The following is a 22169-nucleotide window of genomic DNA, read 5'->3' on the forward strand; positions in this document are numbered from 1 at the left end:
TATTTTTCGGGGCATAATATGATTTATGGAAAAGATTAAGGGTTATATAGAGCATTTTGTCTATAAAAATGAAGAGAACGGATACGGCGTAGCAACCGTCATATCTGATGGGGACGAGATTACCTGTGTTGGTACATTTCGTGATGCTGATGTGGGAGATACTCTTGAGATCGAGGGAGAGCTTGTTCAGCATCCTATGTACGGAGATCAGATCAAAGTTTCCAGATATACGATCGTAGAACCTGAAGATGCCCAGGCAATGGAGAGATACCTTGCAAGCGGGGCTATCAAGGGAGTCGGAGCAGCACTCGCTGCACGTATCATCAAAAAATTCGGAGAAGATACTTTTCGCATAATCGAAATGGAACCTGAGCGCCTTGCTGAGATCAGAGGCATCAGCGAAAGAAAAGCCATTGAGATCGCAACTCAGATGAGCGAAAAGCGTGAAGCAAGAGATATAATGATATTCCTTCAAAGATATGGAATATCAGACACTATGGCTGTTAAGATCTACAACACTTATGGCGGTAGTGTATATACAGTCATGCAGCAAAATCCTTATAAGCTTGCAGAAGACATAGGCGGTATCGGATTTAAGACTGCAGATGAGATTGCAAGTAGAATTGGGTTCAGCGTAGATTCAGACTTCCGCATAAGAAGTGGAATACTCTATATGCTTCAGGAAGGAGCTCAGGAAGGTAATACTTATCTGCCCAAGAATATCCTGATCAAAAGAACTTCATCACTTCTTAGAGTTGACGAAGACCTGATACTTTCCCAGCTTGATTATCTTGCGATCGAAAGAAGGATCATTATAAGGGATGAAGACAAAGTATACAGCTCACAGCTTTTTGGCGAAGAGAGAGCCTGCGCTCAAAGACTCTATGACCTTAATATCCATCTTGATGTTGATGAAAATTCCGGAACCAGAAAAGCCCAGCTTGACAGGATCCGTTTTATAGAGAAGAAAAAGAATATCGAGCTTGATGATCTTCAAAGAGAAGCAATCCTTAAGAGTGCTTCTAATGGAATCCTCATTCTTACAGGTGGTCCCGGTACAGGTAAGACTACAACTATAAATACTATAATCAGTTATTTTGAAGAAGAAGGCCTTGATATCCAGCTTGCAGCCCCTACAGGAAGAGCAGCTAAACGTATGACAGAAGCTACAGGCTATGAAGCAAGGACTATCCACAGACTTCTTGAGATATCAGGTGGAGTTCCTGAAGATAATGCAGTCAAGCAGACAGCTCGTTTTAATCGTGATCAGGATAACCCTTTGGAAGCGGATGTAATTATCATAGATGAGATGTCCATGGTAGATATACATCTGTTCCATGCGCTATTAAAAGCTGTAATACCAGGAATGCATCTAATATTTGTAGGTGATTCAAGCCAGCTTCCAAGCGTAGGCCCTGGACAGATCCTTCATGATCTTATTTCCTGCGGCAAGTTCGCAACAGTAGTTTTAAATCATATTTTCAGACAGGCCAAGGAAAGCGACATCGTTATGAATGCCCACTATATAAATCAGGGGCAGATGCCGGGACTTTCCAATAAGAGCAAGGATTTCTTTTTCCTAGAAAGAAATGATTACAACATAATATACAAGCACATGATAATGCTAATAAGAGATAAGCTCCCCGGTTATGTAGATGCAGATCCTTTCGACATACAGGTTCTTACACCTATGAAAAAAGGTGCTCTCGGGTGCGAGACTCTTAATAAGATATTGCAGCAGTATCTAAATCCTGCAGATCCTTCCAAGGCAGAATACATGCATGGCGACAGGCTTCTGAGAGTCGGTGATAAGGTCATGCAGATACATAACAACTATCAGGCCGAGTGGGAGATCATAGGTAAATACAACATCCCGATAGATGGTGGAACAGGAATATTCAACGGAGACATGGGACGCATTGTCAGCATTACGACAGCGACTTCTTCTCTTGTGGTTGAGTTTGATGAAAAAAGAAGAGTCACCTATTCCTTCAGTAATCTTGATGAGCTTGAACTTGCCTATGCCGTTACCATTCATAAATCCCAGGGTTCAGAGTATCCTGCTATCGTGATACCTCTTCTTGGCGGCCCGAGAATGCTTACCAACAGGAATCTTTTGTATACAGCAGTTACAAGAGCACGTAAATGCGTAATGATCCTTGGCAGCAAAGATGCTATCAGAGAAATGGTAGAAAATGAAGATCAGCTATCCCGCTATACTGGTCTTAAAGATCAGATAGAGGAGATCATGTCATATGATGAGTAAAAAAAGAGCTTATGAATTATATGACAAGGTGGTGACGATTCTTTTTCCAAGACATTGTCCGTTCTGTGATAAGGTGGTGCCCTATGGAAGCATGGCACATGAAAAGTGCAGGGCGAAGGCAGAATATGCTGACAGCCATGAAACATGTCTTAAATGTGGTAAGCCGCTTTTATACGGACATGCTGAGTATTGCAGAGACTGCTTAAAGGGTGGTCACGTATTTGATTATGGAATGTCACTTTATAATTACCGGACAGTATCAGGATCGATATACAGATTCAAGTATGAAGGAAGGCAGGAATATGCTGACTTTTATGCAATGGAAATAGAAAAACATCTTGGAGCAAAGATAAGAGCACTAAAACCTGACGCTCTTATACCCGTGCCGATGTATAAGGGCAAAAAGAATAAAAGAGGCTATAATCAGGCTGAAATTCTTGCCAAAGCAATAGGAAGAAGAATGGATATTCCGGTCAGATGTGACATCATCGAAAGAGTGCGTGATACAACGCCAATGAAGCAATTATCAGCAAGTGAGCGCCACGTCAATTTGAAAAAAGCTTTTAATATAAAACAAAATGATGTAAAATTAAAGAATCTCATAATAATTGACGATATCTATACGACGGGTTCAACAGTTGACCATATGACCTGGCAACTGAAAAAAGGCCCGGCATCGTCTATTTATGTACTGTCCCTGGCAATAGGACAGACGGCATAATCGGACAGCGACAGTGAACAACAACCGTAGGTTAAGCATTCAACAAGGAGGCTGCTTATGAATTTACGTAACTGTTCAAGATGTGGTAAGATGTTCAATTATGTAGCAGGACCACCAATTTGCGAAAATTGCAAAAAGGCCCTGGAGGATGATTTCCAGAAGGTAAAACAATACGTTCAGGATAATCCTAAAGCATCTCTTAAGCAGATTGCGGAAGAGAATGATGTTAAACTTAATCAGATCAAAGAGTGGATCCGTGAAGAAAGACTTATGTTCTCTAAGGATTCACCTATTCAGTTACAATGCGAGAATTGTGGTGCTCCGGTTCAGACAGGCCGTCTGTGTCAGAATTGTAAGAATAAGATGGCTAATAATCTGACAGATGCTTTCCATAAGGAAGCGCCCAAGATTCAGATGCCTGCGAAGAAGGAAGATAAGGGAGGTATGCGCTTCCTGCGTCCCTGATGCGTAGGAGGGCCTAAATAGGCCGAGGGTTAATTATATGGTTCAGGAAGAAAAAGTCATTCTAATGACTAGGATGGCTGCTTTTACAGCGCGTGAAGGTTCAAACGACAACAGAATAAACGGTTACTTCAGAAGTGATTACATTGGCCTTGAAATAGTTAAGTCCGCGATCAGTGCCACAGTTTCGTTTGTGATACTGTTCGCGGTATACGCTGTGTCCGCTTTTGAGTCAATTCTTGAAGATATGTACAGTATTGATCTGGTGGCGTTTGGACAGAAAGTTTTAACTTATTATCTGATCTGGCTGATTGGATATTGTATGGTATCATACATCTTTTTTTCCAGACGTTATTCTAAGATGCGCAAAAGAATGAAGAAACATTACAATAATCTCAGAAGACTGAGAAAAATGTATGAAAAGGAATAAAAGATATTATGGCTACCTTACTGGAACTTAAACAGATAATTAAGTCTTACTATGTCAAATTTGAGTTTTATATAACGCTTGTTTGGAAGTTTTTCCTCACGCTCATCACTCTTAGTGTTATCAATTCTAAGATCGGATGTCAGGAAGCCCTTACAAGTCCGCTTATTGTACTCATGTGTTCACTTCTGTGTGCTATTCTGCCACAGGCTTTCATTGTTATACTTTCGGGTTTGTTTATTATGGCTCACTTGTGGGCTTTATCTATGGAGACAGCAGTTATAGCACTTGCTGTTTTTCTTATCATGTACCTTCTGTATTATCGTTTTTCACCAAATGATTCTACAGTGCTTATTCTTACAGCACTTTGTTTTTATCTCCGCATTCCGTACGTAATGCCACTTGCAGTCGGTCTTCTTGGATCAGCGCATTCTGTAGTGTCAGTTGTGTTTGGTGTGGTTGTTTATTATTACCTTAACTATATTGCAGATAATACAAGCATATTTATCTCCAGTTCAGCAGAAGGAGATACATCTGCAGCAGTAATATCGAGAGTTCAGTCAATAGTTGACGGAGTTTTTGCAAGTAAGGTAATGATATCTGTCATTGCTGTATTTGCGATCACAACTATCATTGTTTATATAATCAGACGTCTTTCTATCAAGCATTCATGGGATGTTGCCATAGTTGCAGGAACTATTACACTTATGATCGGCATTCTTGTTGCGAATGTTGTTAGCAGTGCAGGATTTTCTGTTATAGGCGTGATCTTTGGTTCTGTTCTGGCAGGACTCCTTATGAAAGTACTTGAATTCTTTGCATTTAATCTTGATTACAAACGAATTGAAAATGTTCAATTCGAAGATGATGATTATTACTACTATGTAAAGGCTGTTCCCAAGGTATCTGTAGCAACACCTGATCGTAAGGTAAAACAGATCAACAGAGCTACAGCACCTCGTACAGAAGAAAGAACTGAGCGTGTTGAAAAAACACCTTCAAGGCCAAATGCTCAGGCTCCAAGAAGTTCAGCAGCAGGAAGTGCACAATCTCATATGCAGCGCAGAGCAGCTAATGCGTATGGACGTAGTACACAGCAGCCCAGAAGCAGAGTAGTTAATAATAATGTGACAGCAGGCCGTCAGACACGAAATAGTACAGGAACTGGTAATCAGAGGAGTAACAGATCCGAATAATTCTCGAGGTTAAGGATGGAGACGCTTCAGTCATTACTGGATACAAATTTTACCAATTTTCATATGCCTGATATAAAGGGGACGGATATTGTTGAAATCCTGATAATTGCCTTTCTCGTTTATCATATGCTGGTATGGATGCGTAATACCAGAATATGGTCTTTGATGAAAGGTATTGTTGTCATAGTCGTTTTCATCATTATTGCGGCCCTCTTTAACATGAATACGATTCTGTGGATAGTGCAGAATGTTCTTAGTATAGCCGTAATAGCTGTTGTTGTAGTACTTCAGCCGGAACTTCGAAGAGCACTTGAACAGCTTGGACGTAAAAATTTTCTTTCAGGTATTTTCCCGTTTGATATAAGCGGTGGAGAAGGAAGGTTCTCAGACCGCACGATAGATGAGATTGCCAGAGCCTGTGTTGAAATGGCTAAGGTTAGAACAGGTGCGCTTATCGTTATAGAGCAGGAACATTCACTGGCAGAATATGAACAGACAGGAATTGAAGTTGATGCTATTGTTACAAGTCAGCTTCTTATCAATATTTTCGAACATAACACTCCTCTTCATGATGGAGCAGTTATAGTCAGAGGTAATCGTATTACGGCTGCTACATGTTATCTTCCACTTTCAGATAACATGAACATTGGTAAAGAGCTTGGAACAAGGCACAGAGCCGGCGTTGGTGTGTCAGAGGTTACTGATTCACTTACCATCATCGTTTCTGAGGAGACAGGTAAGATATCAGTTGCATACGGCGGAGTTCTCGACAGATCCCTTGATTCTGAGAGCCTTAAAGAAAGACTTAGACAGATTCAGAATAAGACTGAAGAGGAACATAAACACAGACCTGTTTTCAGAGGGAGGGTCAAGGCAGAATGAAATTCTTACGAGGACTTTACTCTAACTGGGGACTTAAGATAGCATCAGTTCTCTTTGCGGCAGTTATGTGGTTCCTTGTTACCAATATTAACGATCCGGTTTCGACAGAGAGATTTACGAATATTCCGGTAACATTCAGAAACACAAGCATTATCTCTGATGCGGGGGAAGTGTATGAGGTACTTGATAATACCGACATTATCAGTTCCGTTACCGTAAGAGCACCCAGATCTGTAATTGAAAGCTTTTCCAAAGATAATATAGTTGCTATAGCAGATTTTGAGAAAATGACAGACGACAGTACTGTTCCGATCGAGATTACTATTACCAAGGATTCAGGTAAGATCGATTCAGTTATTCCAAGCAGTACGGAAGTTGCACTTTCGATCGAAAATCTTGCAACAAGTACACTGGCTCTTGGAGCTACAACTTCAGGAACTGTAAGTGATGGCTATATAGTAAGTTCTGTTTCTACTGATCAGAACCAGGTCAGAATAAGCGGACCACAGTCTGTGATCGACAGAATTGACAGGGCATCTGTTGATGTAGATGTTACAGGATTTACTTCCAATATCGGAACAGATGTTTCTATAAAGCTGTATGACGAGAATGGCAGTGTTGTAACAGATCCAGCGATCTCTATGAACATTACAGCTGTAAGAGTTAACGTTACTATACTTGCGATCAAGACTGTACCGATCAACTATCATACTACCGGAGAACCGGCTGATGGATTCATGCTATCAGGTGATATTACGAGTACCCCTGATACGGTTGTTATCGCAGGTAAGTCATCTGCTCTTTCAGATGTGACAAGCATTAATGTATCTGATCCTCTTGACGTAACAGGACTTACATCAGATCTTCAGACAACAGTTAACATTGCTGATTATCTGCCAAATGGTATCTCTCTTGGAGATGCAGATTTCAATGGAATATGCACTGTAGTCGTTGATATCATACCTCAGGCTAACAGAACCATAACTATTGATGCAGGCAGTGTGACATATGATAATGTTCCTGAGAATTACAAGATAGTACTTGGTAACGGCGCAGATGATACCAGCTTTACAGTTGAGATATCAGGTCTTGGCGAGACTATAGATTCCGTATCTGCTTCAGACCTTAATGCGACTATCGACTTGAGCCAGCTTACATCACAGCTTTCAGATGATGAGACCCTTGAGTCCGGTACATATACAGTTACAGTAAGCTTCACACCTCCTGAAGGTGTTGAGATAAATGGAACAGTTCGCGTGACTATCACAGCAACTGCTCCTGAAGAAAAAGAAAAAACAGAAGATGATGAGTAGTAATGGAGGTTTTTAAGTTTTATGGTTAGTCAGAAGGTAGTCATTAAGAATCCTACCGGACTCCACTTGCGTCCAGCAGGTATTCTTTGCAAAGTGGCTATGAGATATAAATCGCTGATCACTTTTCAGGTAAGAGAGAATACAGCTAATGCGAAAAGTGTATTAAGCGTTCTTGGTGCAGGTGTTAAGTGCGGTGATGAACTTGAATTTACATGTCAGGGAATTGATGAAGAAGAAGCACTTGCCGGAATGGTTCAGGCAGTCGAAGACGGACTTGGAGAAATATAATAATTAAAGAGGTTTTGGGTAATGAAAAAGATAATTGTTACAGGATGTAATGGTCAGCTTGGAAGACAGGTTAATAAAGAGATCGGCGATGAATTCGAACTTATAAATACAGATGTATGTGAAGGAGAAGGAATCCGTAGTCTTGATATCACCAATGTTGATAGTGTTATCGCTCTTGCAAGAGAGGTGAAGCCATATGCCATCATTAACTGCGCAGCATATACAGCAGTTGATGCACAGGAGAAGGATTGGGATCTGTCTTATAAGATCAATGCTATAGGACCCAGAAACCTTGCAATAGCAGCTACAGAAACAGGAGCTAAGCTTGTACATATTTCCACAGATTATGTATTTGCAGGAAACGGAACAAAGCCTTATACAGAATTTGATCCTACAGGTCCTGTAAGTGCGTATGGAACTACAAAACTTGCCGGTGAGAAATTCGTTGAGCAGTTTGCTGAGCATTTCTTCACAATAAGAACTGCATGGCTTTATGGCGATGGTAAGAACTTTGTTAAGACAATGCTCAGACTTTCTGAAAATCATGATGAAGTATCCGTTGTCGATGACCAGGTAGGAAGCCCTACAAGCACTGTTGAACTTGCTAAGGCTATTCATTACCTTCTTCCTACAGATAACTATGGACTGTTCCATGGAACATGTGAAGGATCATGCAGCTGGGCAGACTTTACTGATGAGATCTTCCGTCTTGCAGGCAAGACAACTAAAGTTAACCATGTATCAACCAAGAAATACATGGAGATGAATCCTGCCAGTGCTCCAAGACCTGCTTATTCAATCCTTGAGAATTACATGTTCAAACTTACAAGCGACTTCATGTTTGCTGACTGGCATGATGCAATAGCAGAGTATATCAAGACAATCTGATACCCGTATATAGATCTATGTAGTTCAAAACACGTACCAAAATAGAAAGATAAATATGTTAGATTTTTTTAATGAACTTTTCAATAATGTAGTAATAATGTGTCCTGTTACCGCATGGCTTACAGCACAGATCTTAAAGACTCTTATCTATATGATCACATATAAAGAGTTTAACAAGGAAAGACTCCTTGGAGATGGCGGTATGCCAAGCTCACATTCAGCAACTGTAATGAGCCTTGTTACTATCGTAGGCTTTACATACGGAGTATCCGGATTTGAATTTGCACTTGCCGGAATCCTTGCACTCATAACAATGCACGATGCAATGGGTGTAAGACGTGAGACAGGTAAGCAGGCAGTTGTTATCAAGAACCTTGCCGAACTATTTGAAGAGATGGGTAAGGACATTCCGGATGACGAGAAGCTTAAAGTCTTTGTAGGACATACACCGCTTCAGGTTATTATGGGAGCTATACTCGGTGTCATCGTTGGATGTGTATTCCAGGGCATCGTAGGTTAAAAACGGGAGAGTGAAAAACAGATGTTGATCACTGCTATTAATTGGCTATACGTGATTTTTACAACTTATTTTGCAGGATATGGTTTTCACTATTTAATGACCGGCATTTCTTTTCTGCAGCATTCTGTGCCGCAGAGAAGGAATGCCGGTTTGCGTACTGCACCTTATGAAGTGCAGTTTCGTGAAAACTATCTTATTACAGGTCTTGTCCTTGTTTCTATCTATGCGCAGTTCGTCAGCATTTGGGGTGGAATAGGACTTGTTGCTAATATCATACTTTTTATCGTAACTCTTGGAGTGTGCGCATATGCCCTTCGTGACATGTTCTACAAGATATTGTCATACGGTATTGGAAGGAATATCAGCACTAAGCTTGTAATAACCTATGTTGTAATCTTTTTTATCATTGCGTATTTTACTTCGCACGGGCTGGAACATTATGATACAGGCTTATATCATGCTCAGGCGATACACTGGAACGAGCTTTATGGCGCAGTCAAAGGCCTTGGCAATTTCAATCAAAGACTTGCATATAACAGCGCAGTATATCCCCTTTGCGCTCTTTATAGCTTCTCATGGGCAGGCGGACAGTCCCTTCATACAATGGCAGGATACTTTGTCCTTCTTCTTTCATGGAAATGTGTAGATATAATCCAGATCAAAAGACGCGGGTATTTTACTCTTCCCGATGCAGTAAGATTTATAGCAATCTATTATATATTCACGATACTCGACGAGATCGTATCACCTGCATCAGACTATTTTGTCATGTGCATGGTCCTTTATATACTCATATCCTGGCTTGATCTTGACAGAAACAGGGAAAAGAGATTCTATCCATATGCCATGCTCTGCATAGTTGTGGTATATGCAGTTACATTAAAACTGTCTGCAGCGCCTCTTTTACTTCTTGCCATAAAGCCTGTCTGGAAGATAATGCATGCAAGACTTATAAGCAGGCCCAAGGCAATCTCGTACTTTATTGGACTGGGACTTCTGACATCGGTACCGTTTTTTATCAGAAATATGATCATATCGGGCTGGCTTATATATCCTGTTACATTTATCGATCTGTTCACCTTTGCGTGGAAGATACCCAAAGGAACTGCCCAGTATGACGCTCATGAAATAGCGGTCTATGGAAGAGGTTATACAGATGCAGCTCTATATAATATAAGCATTACAAAGTGGTTCCCGGACTGGTTCAGGAGCCTTTCTGCATTCAATAAAGGCATGCTTATTGCAGATGCTGTATTTTTGATAGGCCTACTTATATTTGCTGTAGTATACTATTTCCTTCAGCTTAAAAGCGGTGCTTCATCTTTGCCAGGCGTCATGGTTAAGACATCTAAAAAGTCTGGAAAAAAAGCTAATAAGAAAGCTAATAAGAAAGCCGGAAAGAGTATGTTTAACAATGCAGGTAAGGTCGTAATGATGGCAAGACATAGAACTGTCTCCTTCAAAGACTTTGTATTTATTGACCTTATCTCTTATGTGGCGCTTGGCTTTTTTGTAATGTCATCTCCGCTGGTAAGATACGGAGCCCTTTATATATGGCTTCCTGCTGTTCTTATGGCGGGCAAGCTTGTAACACTTTTGTTTTATAAAAGAGGTGCAGAAAAAAAGCTTGTGCCGGTTATTATGGCGTTGATAGTACTGTTCATAGGCTATAAAACAATAAGGATAGTACTAGATGAAGTGCCAAGATTTCAGGCAAGATACCTCTTAGTCCAGCAGGACTATGCATCATATGAGCTTATCTCATATGAAATAGACGGACAGACATTCTACTATCCTGCAAGCGGTGACCAGACAGGGTATGACCCTTTCCCTTCGGCACCAACCAAAGCAAATGTCAAGCTTATGGGCGAGGATATCAGCAGCGGATTCTTGCGAGCTGAGTAAGAGTCATAGATATCATAAAGAGGTTGAAATCAATTCATTATAGATAGCTGTTAAACGGCATAACTGGAATTCCGATAATTATAGCTGTGACCAAAGTTTTCTATAGTTATGAGGCGTTGTTCCCTCAATCTTTCTGAATATTCTTGCGAAGTAGTTTGCATCGCTTATACCGACAGCACCTGCAACCTCATCGATTGGCATTTCAGAAAAGCGAAGGAGCTGTTTGGCTTTTGTGATCCTAAGCTCTAAGATGTATCCTGTGATCGTAGATCCGTACTGCTCTTTGAAGATCCTTGTCAGGTAATACTTGTTTATATAGAATTTTGATGCAAGTTCATCAAGAGTTATTTTTTCAGCATAATTAGTCTCCAGGTAAGCTTTTATTTCCTGGAGGCTTTTCTTTTTGCCTGCAGTATTCTCAGGCATATTCTCAGGGTGCCAGCTCTCTTCCATAAGGAGGGTAAGTAGCCTTGTTAGCTGCTCGTATATCTTCATGTCGCGAAGGTAATCGTCAGACGAAGCTATGTTATATATACCATCGATAATGTCAAGATAGTGCTTAGGACTATCCGCACGGAAAACAGGTTGTCCGCCACGCTCTAAATACTTGGTGTATATGTTCTCCATATTTGTGCCTTGAAAGTGCACCCAATCAAGCTTCCAGAGCTTTTTGGAGGTGGTATGTGAGTAAGGCTTCTTGCAGTCAATAAATACACAGTCCCCCTCTCGGAGTTCATATGAGATGCCGTCGTAATTGAGCGATCCCTGGCCTGATTCGATCAGGAAAAAGAGGTATGAGCCAAGCCCCTGACGGCTGCTTGTGTGCTGCTTTGTAGCCTGAAGAGAGCCAACTTCCTGAAGGTGGATCAAAGAAGACTTGGCAAACTGTGAAGGGGTATAGAGTATTCTGTTTGAAGCAACAAGGTTGCCGTGGAATAAGTAGTTTTCCATAATATATCCTTATCTATATGACCTGAAAATGCTAATTTTCCAATATCTGCATGGCAGAAGATAACAATATTCAGTTAAAAAACGTATAAGTAGCATAATTGTCAATATCTCTGATATCTCAACATTATTATAGATATATCAATATTCGAGGTCAATATAATGCTATTATTGGTCAACTTAGTGCCTTCGCAAATGCAAATAATAGTTATATAATGCTTGCAGTGTATAAAACAGATGTATGACTTTTTATCAAATTTATTCTAAAGTCATGTCAATCTGTTCACGGCAATCAAAGTTTGAGCTTTATGAATGTTGTTTGGTTTTAACCAAAGAAAGGAATTATATATGGCAAAGAAAGCACTTATAACCGGAATTACAGGTCAGGATGGTTCATATCTTGCAGAGCTTCTTCTCTCAAAAGGATATGAAGTACACGGAATGATCCGTCGTTCATCAGTTGATTACAGAGAACGTATCTCACATCTTGAAGGCGAGAGAAACTTCCACCTTCACTATGGCGATCTCGGAGATTCAATGAGTCTTATCAAGATCATCGGATCTGTTCGTCCTGATGAAATATATAACCTTGCTGCACAGTCACACGTTCAGGTCAGCTTCGATGTTCCTGAATATACAGCAGACGTTGTAGCTACAGGCGTACTCCGCGTACTTGAAGCAGTAAGAATCTGCGGTCTTGCTGAGACTTGCCGTATCTATCAGGCATCTACATCAGAACTTTATGGTAAGGTTGAAGAAGTTCCTCAGAACGAGAAGACTCCTTTCCATCCTTACAGCCCATATGCTGTTGCTAAGCAGTATGGTTTCTGGATCGTAAAAGAGTATCGTGATGCCTACAACATGTTCGCATGTAACGGTATTCTCTTTAACCACGAGTCAGAGAGAAGAGGAGAGACATTCGTTACACGTAAGATCACTCTTGCAGCTGCAAGAATCGCTCAGGGCAAGCAGGACAAGCTCCTTCTTGGTAACCTTTCTTCACTTCGTGACTGGGGTTATGCAAGAGATTATGTTGAGTGTATGTGGCTCATCCTTCAGAACGAGAAGCCGGACGATTTCGTAATCGCTACAGGCGTTCAGCACAGCGTTCGTGAGTTCTGCCAGCTTGCATTCCACTATGCAGGAATCGAACTCGAGTTCAAGGGCGAAGGAATGGATGAAAAGGGTATCGATAAGGCTACAGGCAAGGTGCTTGTAGAAGTAAGCCCTGATTTCTACAGACCTACAGACGTTGTTAACCTTTGGGGTGATCCTACAAAGGCTAAGACAGAGCTTAACTGGAATCCTACAAAGACATCTTTCGAAGAACTTGTACACATCATGGTTGAGTCTGATATGAGAAAAGTTGCAGTAGAAAGATCTGAAGAGAACATCAAGTTCAACCTTGAAGAGTATCTTGAAAAGGGTCTTGTAAAATAAAAACTGATCATCAAGGAGACTGTGATCTTAGGGTCATGGTCTCCCGTTTAAAGTTATAAAAAGAGGTAAAGAATTAAGATGGAAAAGAATGCAAAAATATATGTTGCAGGTCATCGCGGAATGGTTGGCTCTGCTATCGTAAGAGAACTTGAACGTCAGGGATATACAAATATAATTACACGTACACATAAAGAGCTTGATCTTACACGTCAGGATCAGGTTGAAGAGTTTTTTGCCAAGGAGAAGCCTGAGTATGTATTCCTTGCAGCTGCAAAGGTTGGTGGAATCATGGGCAACGCTACAGCTAAGGCTGATTTCATGTACGACAACATGATCCTTGAGATGAATGTGATCCACGCTGCATGGCAGAACGGCTGTAAGAAGCTTGAATTCCTTGGTTCATCCTGCATCTATCCTCGTATGGCTCCTCAGCCTATGACAGAGAAGGTTCTCCTTACATCTGAGCTTGAGAAGACTAACGAAGCTTATGCACTTGCCAAGATCAGCGGTCTTAAATATTGTGAATACTTAAATGGTCAGTACGGCACAGACTATATCTCTGTAATGCCTACTAACCTTTACGGACCTAACGATAACTATCATCCAGAGCACTCACATGTTCTTCCTGCTCTTATCCGCCGCTTCCACGAAGCTAAGGAGCAGAACCTTCCATTCGTAACATGCTGGGGCGATGGATCACCACTTCGTGAGTTCTTATATGTTGATGACCTTGCTAACCTTTGCGTATTTCTTATGAACAACTACTCAGGCGATGAGACAGTTAACGCAGGTACAGGTAAAGAGCTTACTATCAAAGAGCTTACAGAAAAAGTTGCCAAGATCGTAGGATACGAAGGCGAGATCAGATGGGATTCTACAAAGCCAAACGGAACACCAAGAAAGCTTCTTGATGTATCTAAGGCAACAAATCTTGGATGGACATACAAGACTGAGCTTGACGAAGGAATTAAGCTTACATACGAGGATTTCCTTAACAATCCTATGCGTGCAGAAAGATAAAATCAGTCTTTCAAGATAATTAATATTTAGCCATGCTTACAGATATGCTGTGAGCATGGTTTTTTATTGTGCGTTTGATGACGCACATTTTAACAAGTAATAGTTTTGCAAATGCAGCGTTTTCTAGTAGAAAGACAGTCGGCATAGCGTTATAATGTAAACGTGGGATAGTATAGGGTTTTAGCAGGGAGGGCCGACATCTATGTCTTTTTTCGAGACCATTGAAAGCGCATCTGACGTAAGAAAAAGAGAACGTGAGAAGAATAATCCCCAGGTAGCGCCGGTTAAAAAGCGTATACCTTCTACTATACGTGTGTCTGAAAATGTTCCCAAAGCAAAGATCAGAATACTTCATGTACTTAATTCCATCGATCTGAGCGGAATGCAGGCACACATCATGAATCTGTACAGAAATTTTGACAGAAGCCAGATTCAGTTCGATTTTTTGATTCCAAGAGATCCAACCCCGACAGGTAAAGAATTCCCATCATCTGATGAGCTGCTTCGCCATAGAAGAGCAGGATTTTTTGATGCAGAGATAACAAGGCTCGGTGGCCACGTTTATGCCATACCGACATATAACAGCAATAACCTTTTTGGATATACAGAGCTTGTGAACAGCTTTTTTGCCCAGCACGAAGGTGAATGGAAGATCGTGGAGGGGCATATGTATTCTGCTGCGTCAATATATCTTCCCCTTGCCAAAAGACACGGCGCGATAACAATAATGCATGTGGGAAGCGTAATAGATGCAGGGCTCGTTCAGAAGATAAGAAAAGCTAACTTCACATCACCTATACTAAAAGAAGACTGCGCGGACATCTGCTTTGCATCAAGTATGGGAGCTGCAAGAGCCATCTTTGGAGATATTGCAGTTGATGCAGGAAGAATCCATGTAATACAGGATGGAATCAATATACAAAACTTTTTGTATAATGGCAAAATACGTGATGCCTTCCGCGAAAAACTAGGCCTTGCGAATACCTATGTTTTTGGATGCGTGGCACAGTTTCATAAAAATCAGAATCATGAATTTCTTTTTCATGTCTTTGCCTGGATGCAGAAAATATTGGCAGAAGACCCTACTGGGGAATTTGACAGCCTTAAAGGCCTCCCCATGAAGCTTCTTCTTATAGGCGATGGAGAAGAACTTATGGACTGCGCGCAGATAGCGGCGCAGCTTGGAATAATAGGCAATATACTCTTCCTTGGCACATGGGGCAATGTATACGATTTCTATCAAATTATGGACTATTTTATATATCCTGCAAATGTAAATGGAGCTCCGGCAGCCCTTATGGAAGCGCAAGTATCTGGACTTCCATGCATGGCGTCTGATACTATTTCAAAAGATATAAATCTTACAGGACTCATAAACTTTTTTTCACTGGAGAATCCACCGGAGGCCTGGGCATATCACATCCTTGATGAGATGAACAAAATGGGTGTTATCGCACCTGCAAGATCGGGCGCAGATGAATATTATGACTATGATACACTTATGAATCTTCATCGCCTTCTTTCAGGCAACGATGATAAGGAAACACAGATGCAGTTCGATCAAAGAAGCTATCTTCTTAACAGAAGTGCATCGCCTCAGATGGTTGAGAGAATATTTAAAAATGGAGGACTTAACATTGAGCAGGAAGTAGCTTTCATGACAAGACTGTACCAGAATATAGGTGTCCCTAAAGAAAATAAGCAAGAAGAGAGAACAACATGAGTAAAAATTTCAAGTATGGTTTTGTGGATATGCATTGTCATGTGATCCCTGCTGTTGATGACGGCTCCAAAAGTATGGAGATGTCACTTAACATGCTTAGGATTGCCTATGAAAATAATATACGGACAATTATCGCTACGCCTCATAACAAGATCTACGTTAAGTCCGTATCTCCCAAAGGCATCCATAAAAGGGTCATGCAGCTTCAGGAAGAAGCTGATAAAGCAGGAATCGACATAAAGATATATCCTGGCAATGAACTATACTATGACGAAACACTTCCCCAAAGGCTTGAAGAAGGAAATGCTCTTCCAATGGGAGAATCGTCAGATATACTTGTTGAATTTAATCCTTCGGATGAGTACAGCTATATTTCTGAGGGATTAAGGCGCCTGGCCTATGAGGGATGGGATCCTATACTGGCCCATTGCGAAAGATATGAATGTTTCTATAAAGATAAATCAAGAATTGACGAAATAATAGATGGAGGAGTGCGACTTCAGATCAATTCCGACAGCGTTATGATGGGAATGTTTAACCCCGTGGGCCGATTTGTAAGAAAGCTTCTATCCCAGGAAAAAATCAGTTTTGTAGGTACGGATGCACACAGAGATACGGGCAGTCGTATTCCTGATATGCTTGATTGTGCTAACTATATAAGAAAAAAATACGGAGAAGATTACGCCAGAGAAATTCTATATGCAAATGCCATGGATCTGATAAAGTGAAGAACTGCATCTGATTCAGGTTGGCCTGTACACAGACAAGTGAGTTTGGAGGTACGTATGGAACAGACTGATGTAAATGTAAGCCAGAATACTAGGACCAATAGTGGAGTGATAGAGATTGATCTTAGCGAGATTGTAGGTATATTAATTCATCGGTTGTGGCTTATTGCAATTGTTGCGATAGGTTGTGCTGTTGCAGGATTTGCTTTTAGTAAATTCGTGCTTCCTGAAGAATTTCGTTCGACTACTAAAATATATGTTCTTGATAAGGACAATGCTGATTCCAGCAGTATCTATACAGATCTTCAGGTTGGTTCTCAGCTGACCAAGGACTATGCTGAACTTATCAAGAGCCGCTACGTTCTTGAATCTGTTATTGATACATTAGGTATAGGTGACAGATATGATTATGATGATTTTTTGGAAAAAGTATCTGTGAATACTCCTGCAGATACTCGTATTGTGGCTATTACAGTTACAGATACAGATCCATACACGGCTCAGACAATGGCTAACTATATAAGGGAAGTCAGTGCTGAGCATATTGAAAATGTTATGGATATAGATGCTGTTAACGTTGTTGAGGTAGCTAATCTTCCAACTGAAAAGTCAGCCCCCAGCTGCATCTTGTGGACACTGGGAGGCTTTGCGCTCGGAGCAGTTCTAGTTTCAGCGCTTCTTATCATACATTTTCTTGTGGATGATACAGTCAAGACTTCTGAAGATGTTGAGAGATATCTTGGCATCAGTGCTCTTGGTATCATTCCATTTGATGAAAATGTTACTCAGGATATAGGTTCCCAAAACGGTAAAAGTAATAAGAAATCCAGAAAACATGGCAGGTCCGGTGAGATAAGCCATATTGGAGCTGACGATATGGATGATTCTCAAACAAATACTGGTTCATAAAAGTGTTTGCTTGAATAATGATTTTTTCGCAAAAAAATGTAAATAATAAGTTGATTGTAGCCGATATCTTTAGTGCGTAGGACTTTGATTGTCTATTTTCAAAGATCCTAAAAGGGGAGAATACATGCAGAGAGTAATGATAAGGGATAATGAACTTGAGTTTAGGACCAGGGAAGCTTACAAGACCCTTAGAAGTAACATCGAGTTCAGCGGCAGGGACATACGTACAATTGCAATTACGTCAAGTACACCTAATGAGGGTAAATCAGAAGTTGCCTTTGAGCTTGCAAGAACCTTTGCACAGGCTGACAAGAAAGTACTTCTGATAGATGCAGATCTCAGAAAATCTGTTATGAGAGAGCATTTCAAGAATGGAAAGATCAGATATGGTCTTACCAACTTCCTCGTAGGTCACTGCAAGATAGATGATTGTCTGTGCCAAACCGATGAACCCGGATTCTACATGATATTCTCCGGACCGAACACACCGATGCCATCAGAGCTATTAGGGGGTGAAGTGTTCGGACAGCTCCTTAAAGAGGCCCATGACGTATTCGATATCATCATTATCGATACACCGCCTCTTGGATCAGTAATTGATGCCGCTATCGTCGGCAAACAGTGCGACGGTACAGTTCTCGTTATAGCTAGCGGCAGGATAAGCTATAGATTCGTTCAAAATGTTCAAAACCAGTTACGTAAGGCAGGATGCCACGTACTGGGTGCAGTCATGAACATGGTTTCCATGGATGGAAATAAATATTACGGCAAGTATTATGGCAAATACTATGGCAAGTATTATGGCAAATACTATGGTAATTATGGCGATTATCAGTAAGTTTTAAAGATCTGTATACCATTTATAGCCTTGGAACATAAGGGTTCGGAGGGAGAAGATGCGTAGATTCAAATTTTATGGGATGCACAGAAAAGCACTGATATGTACTGTTTGCAGCGCAATAACAATTAGCACATTAAGTGGATGCTCCTTTACGAAGACGATAAGTGATGAGAATACTCCGCTTTCTGATAATGCAACATATGAATCAACCGTAGCAGTACTGGAACAAGGCTACGCAGAAAGCTTTATTACAGATCTTGAAGAAGGAGAAGTGCTTGTAGGAAGTACAAGCGACGCCTTTGAATGTCAGGGAAAGATCCCGGACTTGCGTCCGGACTGGGATAGTATACTAGCTCAGAACTCTGAAACGGTTGCTTATCTGGTAATACCTGAAGCTGGAATAACAGTTCCTGTTATGCAAAAAGAAGGTGATCAGGACTACTATGATACGCATAATGCGAAAGGTAATATTCAGGAAGGCGGCGCGCTTCACCTTGATATAGGTAATACAACAGATTATACCGATCCTAATACTATTATATATGGATCAAACGAAGAAGGAGGTCCGCTGGAATATCTCGGAATATATGCTAATCCTGAATATTTTGAAGCTAACCCTTTCATATACCTGTATGTTCCGGGATATGTACATGAATTCAGGGTATTTGCCGCAATGAGCGGCTATGATACAGATATACTAACGAATACTAATTGTTATGATTTTGATATTTTTAGTAGCTATGTAAATAATATATATTCATCCAGAAGCATGGATGCTCAAAAGACAGAGTATCTAAGAGAAGCAGTAGTTAACGGCTGGAGAATGCTTACAATATCAGCAGGATCCACTACAGATTCAACCAATAGATATTTCGTTTACAGTACGTATTCAGGTTCACAGATCCAGTGAGAAATGAGGTATGTTATGAAAAAGAAAATCATGTCAGTATGGGCAGCAGTTCTACTTCTTTGCTACACATGTGCATTTAGTACAAGTGCAGCTACCAGTCCAACGACTTCAAATGTTACCATCATTACTAATGTATACGTAAATGGTGGCGGTTCTGGCGGCGGAAACTCTGGTGGAGGTGGCGGAAGGTCATCTGGCGGTGGAGGGGGTGGAAGCTCCTCTGTTCCGTATAACAGCACGGGCGCTGCATATGTAATTCCAAGAAGCGGACCTCCTGTACGTATATCATCTACATACAGTGGAGTTACAGATGGAAGAGCAGTATCTACTGCTATATCACCAAAGCCTGGAACAGACAGTCTGTCAGATACTCTTATGTCATACGTCAACGCAGTATCCGGTGGTAAGACTGTGATAGGGCCATTCAAACTTCGTATGTACGTAGCAGGTGTATCAATATGGTCAGGATTTGGTACCTTCACATCAACCTATGGTGTAGGCAATGGATATGAAGGAAGAAGCGTAACAATCTATCAGATACACCAGGATGGATCTGTTACAGCTGCATCATCAGTAGTATCAGGCGGTAAAGTATCTGTAACAATGGACGATATGGGAAGCTTTGCAATAGTTGTGAACTGATAACCTGGCTTTTTAAGGGCAAGGGGGCGATGTATCAGTGCATAGGAAGATGAGAAAATTTAATAAATATACTTCTCCCCTTAAAGAAGACGGCCTTGTAATAGACTATGATATGGGCGATATAATGCTAGACAGAAGGCCTGGAAAGTTTGTAAATCCTGAAATAGAGTTTGAGGATATTAATAGTCATGGATATAGATCCATGGATAGCGATGATGTAGATGAATGGGTATCGTCAAACAGGAATGCTATAAGATCTTCAAGGACCGGTTCTTATGTTAGTAACAGGCAGTTATATGACAGTACAATTGACAATCTGAGCTTGAATTATAAAGAGAAACCAAAAGAAGAAAAGCCCAGAAAGACAGCGCTTGAACAGTTGGCAGAGATAAGGCCTGATTCTCCTCCGCCTAAGCCATTTGCAAACAGGGCAGAGGAAGTCAGATACCAGTTTTCTGAAAAGAAGCGCAGAGAAGAGATCAGGAAATTCGCCCAGGAAAGGCAACGAGAATACAGCATCAAGAAACAGAAAGACGAAGACAGGCGAAGGACTGAGGAACTAAAAAAAATATTTGATCTTGAAGATGGCGATGAAACATTAGAACCATCATACGAAGATCTTAAGAAAAGAGTTAAAAGTTCAAAGGCTGATGATACAAATGTATTCTTTGCAAAAGTATCGTCAGAGAATAGAGCATTAAAAGAAAGCAGAGATAATAAAGATCATTATAAAGAGAGTATAAAAGCCAGTTATAAAGATAGCCATAAAGAGTACTATAAAGAAGCAGATACAAAGAAATCCGGGGAATATGATGAAGAAGATGATGATTTTATAAATGCTCCTGATGGCTTTGATCCAAGTAAGATCAAAAGTAGAGGCTCTGTAAAAACCCAGGAATATCATCACACACACAGACATCATCATCATTCAAAAATAGGAAGAGCCCTAAGAATTATCAGAAATACGATCCTTATTTTACTTGCAGTGACTGTAGGATTTGTTGGTATAGGATATGGGGCATACAGGCTCATGGAATATACTGGCGGATTGTCTCTATATAACAGGACACAGGATCAGGCTCCGGACCTGTCACAGGCTTCCTTATATGAGGAATATTCTATAGGAGATGATCAGATGCCGCTGACAGCATCAGCATCTTCCTGGCAGCCTGGTTGGATCAGATATGATGGCAAAACCTATGCGTATAATTCTAACCTTCTGACATTCCTTGTACTTGGAATTGACAGCATGGACAAGGTTCATGAAGGAGAAGATGGCATTAGCGGCGGACAGTCAGATGCAATGTTCTTCCTGATCCTTGACCCTGACAGTAAAGAGATCAAGATTGTAGCTATCAATAGAAATGCAATGACGGATATAGATGTCTACAATGAAGAAGGTATATATGTAGGGACAGGAGAGGCTCAGATATGCCTACAGCACGGCTTTGGTAACGGACTTGAGCAAAGTTGTGAACGAACAGTTAAAACGGTTAGGAACCTGTTCCACGAGCTTCCAATAAATGGATATATATCCATTAACATGGGAGCTATACCGACAGTAAATGATACGGTCGGCGGAGTAACACTCAAAGTATTGTATAGTCTTCCGGCAGCAGGACAGTACAGGTCACTTCGTAAGGGAGATACGGTGACGCTTACAGGAGATGATGCATACTGGTACACCCAGCATAGGGATATATATGATGACTACAGCGCAAATGAACGTCTTGAAAGACAGCTTCAATACTTGATAGAGTTTGTACCTGCTCTCCAGGAAAAGGTGAGAGAGAATCCGGAATCTGTAGCTTCGATTTATAGTGCTTTATCTCCATATATGGTGACAGATATAGGTCTAAATGAAGCTGTGTATCTTGGTAACGAAGCAGCAGAGTACAACTTCGATTCTGCAAATATATACCAGATGAAGGGAGAAAGCATTATAGGAAAATCAGGCTTTGAAGAATTTATCTATGACGAAGAAGGTTTGTATGATCTGATCATAGATGTATTCTATACTGAAGTCGATTCCTGAGATATGATCATTATAAGCAGGTAGTGATATTGTTGCTTAGAAGAGTCGATAAAGTAAAAAACGATTAGTAATAACTATAAAACTGTCATACATTGATTTGTATGG

21 protein-coding genes are annotated in these 22169 nt (G+C 40.8%); 20 read left to right on the forward strand and 1 reads right to left on the reverse strand.

The annotated features are described in order from the left end of the window. Positions 1–25 precede the first annotated feature (25 nt). The 11 genes from WAA20_RS01705 to WAA20_RS01755 all read left to right on the forward strand — a co-directional run bounded on the left by WAA20_RS01705 (position 26) and on the right by WAA20_RS01755 (position 10868). The gene (locus WAA20_RS01705) at positions 26–2266 is read left to right on the forward strand and encodes an ATP-dependent RecD-like DNA helicase (RefSeq protein WP_073387490.1); all 2241 of its coding nucleotides are present in this window, start codon (positions 26–28) and stop codon (positions 2264–2266) included. Then, positions 2256–2987 (forward strand): ComF family protein, encoded by a 732-nt coding sequence (locus tag WAA20_RS01710; protein ID WP_073387488.1) that lies wholly within the window; start codon positions 2256–2258, stop codon positions 2985–2987. Before WAA20_RS01705 ends, WAA20_RS01710 begins: the two co-directional genes overlap by 11 nt. Before the next feature lie 57 nt (positions 2988–3044). Beyond that, complete coding sequence (locus WAA20_RS01715; RefSeq protein WP_073387487.1) at positions 3045–3452, forward strand: class I tRNA ligase family protein; 408 nt, start codon at positions 3045–3047, stop codon at positions 3450–3452. Between the two features lie 37 nt (positions 3453–3489). Continuing rightward, positions 3490–3879, forward strand: coding sequence for a hypothetical protein (locus WAA20_RS01720; RefSeq protein WP_073387485.1), 390 nt, complete (start codon positions 3490–3492; stop codon positions 3877–3879). A gap of 8 nt (positions 3880–3887) precedes the next feature. After that, positions 3888–5072, forward strand: a complete 1185-nt coding sequence (locus WAA20_RS01725) for a hypothetical protein (protein WP_073387484.1) — start codon at positions 3888–3890, stop codon at positions 5070–5072. Positions 5073–5135: 63 nt separating this feature from the next. Then, positions 5136–5954, forward strand: a complete 819-nt coding sequence (gene cdaA, locus WAA20_RS01730) for a diadenylate cyclase CdaA (RefSeq protein WP_338802089.1) — start codon at positions 5136–5138, stop codon at positions 5952–5954. Next, positions 5951–7267, forward strand: a complete 1317-nt coding sequence (locus tag WAA20_RS01735) for a CdaR family protein (protein WP_073387481.1) — start codon at positions 5951–5953, stop codon at positions 7265–7267. The genes cdaA and WAA20_RS01735 overlap by 4 nt, the downstream gene beginning before the upstream one ends. Positions 7268–7288: 21 nt before the next feature. Further along, the gene (locus WAA20_RS01740) at positions 7289–7555 is read left to right on the forward strand and encodes an HPr family phosphocarrier protein (protein WP_073387479.1); all 267 of its coding nucleotides are present in this window, start codon (positions 7289–7291) and stop codon (positions 7553–7555) included. Positions 7556–7576: 21 nt separating this feature from the next. Continuing rightward, a complete protein-coding gene (gene rfbD / locus WAA20_RS01745; RefSeq protein WP_073387477.1) occupies positions 7577–8443 on the forward strand; it encodes a dTDP-4-dehydrorhamnose reductase in 867 nt (288 codons plus the stop codon). 55 nt (positions 8444–8498) lie between these two features. Then, positions 8499–8963 carry a divergent PAP2 family protein gene (locus WAA20_RS01750; protein ID WP_073387476.1) on the forward strand — a complete coding sequence of 155 codons (465 nt, stop codon included), beginning with the start codon at positions 8499–8501 and terminating at the stop codon, positions 8961–8963. 150 nt (positions 8964–9113) lie between these two features. Next, a complete protein-coding gene (locus WAA20_RS01755) occupies positions 9114–10868 on the forward strand; it encodes a hypothetical protein (RefSeq protein ID WP_139263734.1) in 1755 nt (584 codons plus the stop codon). A 78-nt stretch (positions 10869–10946) separates the two neighbouring features. On the opposite strand, the gene WAA20_RS01760 is transcribed toward WAA20_RS01755, so the two are convergent. Beyond that, positions 10947–11819 (reverse strand): AraC family transcriptional regulator, encoded by an 873-nt coding sequence (locus WAA20_RS01760; RefSeq protein ID WP_073387474.1) that lies wholly within the window; start codon positions 11817–11819, stop codon positions 10947–10949. A gap of 345 nt (positions 11820–12164) precedes the next feature. Between WAA20_RS01760 and gmd the strand changes: the two genes are divergently transcribed. The 9 genes from gmd to WAA20_RS01805 all read left to right on the forward strand — a co-directional run bounded on the left by gmd (position 12165) and on the right by WAA20_RS01805 (position 22064). Beyond that, positions 12165–13256, forward strand: coding sequence for a GDP-mannose 4,6-dehydratase (gmd, locus tag WAA20_RS01765; RefSeq protein ID WP_073387473.1), 1092 nt, complete (start codon positions 12165–12167; stop codon positions 13254–13256). Between the two features lie 78 nt (positions 13257–13334). Then, the gene (locus WAA20_RS01770) at positions 13335–14276 is read left to right on the forward strand and encodes a GDP-L-fucose synthase (RefSeq protein WP_027218582.1); all 942 of its coding nucleotides are present in this window, start codon (positions 13335–13337) and stop codon (positions 14274–14276) included. Between the two features lie 202 nt (positions 14277–14478). After that, positions 14479–15999: a glycosyltransferase gene (locus WAA20_RS01775; RefSeq protein ID WP_073387472.1), complete on the forward strand. Its 1521-nt coding sequence runs from the start codon at positions 14479–14481 to the stop codon at positions 15997–15999. Then, positions 15996–16727, forward strand: a complete 732-nt coding sequence (locus WAA20_RS01780) for a CpsB/CapC family capsule biosynthesis tyrosine phosphatase (RefSeq protein WP_073387471.1) — start codon at positions 15996–15998, stop codon at positions 16725–16727. Before WAA20_RS01775 ends, WAA20_RS01780 begins: the two co-directional genes overlap by 4 nt. 57 nt (positions 16728–16784) lie before the next feature. Then, a complete protein-coding gene (locus WAA20_RS01785; protein WP_073387470.1) occupies positions 16785–17636 on the forward strand; it encodes a Wzz/FepE/Etk N-terminal domain-containing protein in 852 nt (283 codons plus the stop codon). A gap of 124 nt (positions 17637–17760) precedes the next feature. After that, the gene (locus WAA20_RS01790) at positions 17761–18474 is read left to right on the forward strand and encodes a CpsD/CapB family tyrosine-protein kinase (protein WP_027218580.1); all 714 of its coding nucleotides are present in this window, start codon (positions 17761–17763) and stop codon (positions 18472–18474) included. A gap of 58 nt (positions 18475–18532) precedes the next feature. After that, positions 18533–19387, forward strand: coding sequence for a class B sortase (locus WAA20_RS01795; RefSeq protein WP_073387469.1), 855 nt, complete (start codon positions 18533–18535; stop codon positions 19385–19387). A 15-nt stretch (positions 19388–19402) separates the two neighbouring features. After that, complete coding sequence (locus WAA20_RS01800) at positions 19403–20029, forward strand: hypothetical protein (RefSeq protein ID WP_139263732.1); 627 nt, start codon at positions 19403–19405, stop codon at positions 20027–20029. A gap of 49 nt (positions 20030–20078) precedes the next feature. After that, positions 20079–22064, forward strand: a complete 1986-nt coding sequence (locus WAA20_RS01805) for an LCP family protein (protein WP_081373807.1) — start codon at positions 20079–20081, stop codon at positions 22062–22064. Positions 22065–22169 lie beyond the last annotated feature (105 nt).

This window comes from Butyrivibrio fibrisolvens (assembly GCF_037113525.1).
Classification (GTDB): Bacteria; Bacillota; Clostridia; order Lachnospirales; family Lachnospiraceae; genus Butyrivibrio; species Butyrivibrio fibrisolvens.